General features: G+C 54.3%; 4 protein-coding genes. 2 read left to right on the top strand and 2 right to left on the bottom strand.

Annotated features, from left to right (window positions below):
- The coding region (locus tag IGS51_RS22415) for a Gfo/Idh/MocA family oxidoreductase (RefSeq protein WP_367279367.1) at positions 1 to 167 on the top strand (167 nt) is incomplete at its 5' end.
- A gap of 47 nt (positions 168 to 214) precedes the next feature.
- Here IGS51_RS22415 and IGS51_RS17475 read toward each other — a convergent pair.
- Both IGS51_RS17475 and IGS51_RS17470 read right to left on the bottom strand, forming a co-directional pair.
- The gene (locus IGS51_RS17475) at positions 215 to 529 is read right to left on the bottom strand and encodes a hypothetical protein (RefSeq protein WP_172356855.1); all 315 of its coding nucleotides are present in this window, start codon (positions 527 to 529) and stop codon (positions 215 to 217) included.
- Positions 530 to 615: 86 nt separating this feature from the next.
- On the bottom strand, positions 616 to 1,038 hold the full coding sequence (locus IGS51_RS17470; protein ID WP_205370648.1) for a RusA family crossover junction endodeoxyribonuclease: 423 nt from the start codon (positions 1,036 to 1,038) through the stop codon (positions 616 to 618).
- 796 nt (positions 1,039 to 1,834) lie between these two features.
- On the opposite strand from IGS51_RS17470, the gene IGS51_RS17465 reads away from it, so the two are divergent.
- Positions 1,835 to 2,563, top strand: coding sequence for a CorA family divalent cation transporter (locus IGS51_RS17465; RefSeq protein ID WP_297080092.1), 729 nt, complete (start codon positions 1,835 to 1,837; stop codon positions 2,561 to 2,563).
- Positions 2,564 to 2,707: the final 144 nt, after the last annotated feature.

Here is a 2,707-nt window from a genome sequence, read left to right as displayed (position 1 = left end):
GCAGTCGCCGGGGCCTGTTTGCTCGCGACACGGCCGCCGTGCTGGACTTTCTCACCAAGGGCAAGCCGCTGTATGTGTCGTTAGCGGACAGCCTCTATGCCCTGGCGGTGGCAGAGGCAGCTAGGATTTCGGCAGAGAAGGGGGAGGTGGTTGGAGTCGTGGAGTAATCGAGCGAATAGAGCTGCGAGCGAATAGAGCCGCGAGGGATTGCTCCCTACCCCTCTGCCTTTTTGCGGGGATTGGTAATGACTAGCTCGAACTCCCAGCCGGGAATTTTTTTGACAGACTCGCTGAGCTTGCGGAGGTCATCGGGGCCGTTGAGCGTCAGGCTTTCGCGGGTGCGGACTTCGGCGGCGATCGCCTTTTCGTCGCGCCTGGCCACTAGATCTAGAGAACAATGAGCCAGCGGAGACGGCAGATCTTCTGGAGCAGGATAAAGAGTCACCTGATATCCCTGCTTGCGGTATTCCCGCGCAAGCTTCAGCAGGCGCTGATGCTCTAACGGACTCCGATTCGGTGGACGGGTCATATACGGCAACTCTGAATAACGCAGAAAGAATAACGCAAAAACGGTAGCGCGAAAACGCCACTACAAATAAATCCTAACCTAGTCTTCTAGCTTAGCTCAGACGGATCGGGAGCCGCCTCTATCCGGATATGCAAAAACTCCTCACCCTGGCAAAATCCTTCTGCCAGCGCCGTAGACATTCCTTTAACGCGAAAAGAAGCGTTCAGGTTTCGGCGGCGGCTGATGAAATCCGTGATCTGATAATCATCTACGTAAATCACCCCGTTCAGCGCGTCTCGCACTGGTTTCACTATATTATCACTGTCAGGAACACCAGACTCGTCGCCGAGGGGCGCGTCATAGTAGTGCGTAATAATCACCTTGAGGTAATCGCCCAGCGGTGCTTTGCCATTCCAGCAGGCGATCGCCCTCTGCCGCACTTTTTCTCTCCAGTCGCGCAGACGAGCCTTGTCTTTGGTTTGGTGCGAAATCGGCTTGCCGATCACGATCAATTCAATGGGTAGCACCATGTATGTCCCACGAGTTAGGCTGATTGATTGAATGGTGTTGCCCATGCGGGGGGGGATAAGCCTGGGCTAAACGCTGGGCCAATGGCAGCAAAAGAAGTTCTGGCTGAGATCTTTGAAATCAATCGCTTGAAGAAGTTAATCATCGGAAGCGAAGCGTTCAAAGTCAGGATATTGCAACCCGTACATTAAAGCTAAAAACCGGAGCCAACAAACAGGGCTGAAACCTTGAGCGAAACCTAGGAAACCCCTAGAAGCAGAGAGTGCTAGAAGCAGTGGTTAACGCAAAACGGGCTGCGGTATCTGTTCGCGGTTTAGAGAAATTGCCCGTTTAGAACTGCTCGTCGAGAACTGCCCGTCAATAAACCGTGCTAAACCCTTGCTTCTGGTAAATGCTGACCGTATGGATTGATACAGGTGGCGGGATTGGTTTTCCTGGCAGATACGCAGGTTACCTGACCAAGTTACCTATATAGTAAGTCTGTTTTCTGGAATGTGTGTTATCACGCAAGTCACTGGCTCTTTTTCGGCTTTCTTTTGGATCTCTTTCCATTCATGGAGCAGTTCCTCGCGCAGGCAGTCTGCGACGGGCGATCGCCCGACCCATTGCTGGATTGGCAAGCAGAGGACTGGCGCGAGTCGCGATCAATGGTAGTTCGTTTGATACCAGTGACTCTAATAACACGGGACTCCTCCGGAGTAATGACGTGCATTGCTGGCTAAAAGGTTGCCGCAAGCGGGCAAAAACTAGGCAAGAAACGGGGCTAAAAACTGAGCTATATAAAACAGGGCAAGACTTATGAAAATTCCTCCTGCGTGGCGATTACCTCCCGCGATTCAAAATCGATTTGGCGAACGCAGCGTCGGCAAGCAGCGGGCAATGGTGATAGACGGACACCTGCTGCTGATTTTGCACAAAGCCCCTGAGGCCGGTGAACAGACCCGCGTCGGGGTGCTGTTTTGGCGGCAGCCCAACGGCATCTGGGAACACAGCGGCGGCGGCATCGGGCTGCAACCGCTGCTGAAACATCTAGAAAATTACAACACCGCCGAGGAAAAATTGCAAATTGCCTATCGGCAGGCCGAGAGTGCTGAAGACTACTTTCACCTGCTGGAGGCGATCGCCCCCCTGCGCCTAGCTGCCAAGAACATGCACGCAACCCTGCAAGTTGCCCGCGAAGGCGTTCCCGACGACCGCGACCTGATCGACCTGCGCGACTGGGCCTACGAAATCGACCGCAGCCTGGATCTGCTCTACGAAAACACGAAAAACGCGCTGGATTACCAGATAGCCCAGCGGGCCGAGGAGCAAAACCGCCTGACTACCGAGGCGCTGATTGCGGGGCATCGGCTGAATATCCTAGCGGCGGTGTTTTTGCCGCTGACGGCGATCGCCTCTATCTTTGGCATGAACCTGAACAGCGGCATAGATGGGTCTTCTACGTTCACGTTTTGGCTGGTGGCCGTTGGGGCGATCGCCCTCGGTTCCCTTGTCCGCCGCTGGGTGGTGAGGGGGCGCTGGTTTTAGCATTGGCAAAGTCCACGACCAAATTCACCTAATCAAATTCACCCTCACCAAATTCACCCAGCCGGATCTGCTGTTGCCTCAGCAAATACGTTAGGATGCCCAATGGGTCAGGAGTTGCGCCCAGGCTAGGGAAATCTATGGTGA

This window comes from Thermoleptolyngbya sp. M55_K2018_002 (assembly GCF_015295965.1).
In the GTDB taxonomy this organism is placed as follows: domain Bacteria; phylum Cyanobacteriota; class Cyanobacteriia; order Elainellales; family Elainellaceae; genus Thermoleptolyngbya; species Thermoleptolyngbya sichuanensis.
Note: the sequence above shows the minus strand (reverse complement) of the source record. Positions and strands in the feature narration are given on the sequence as shown.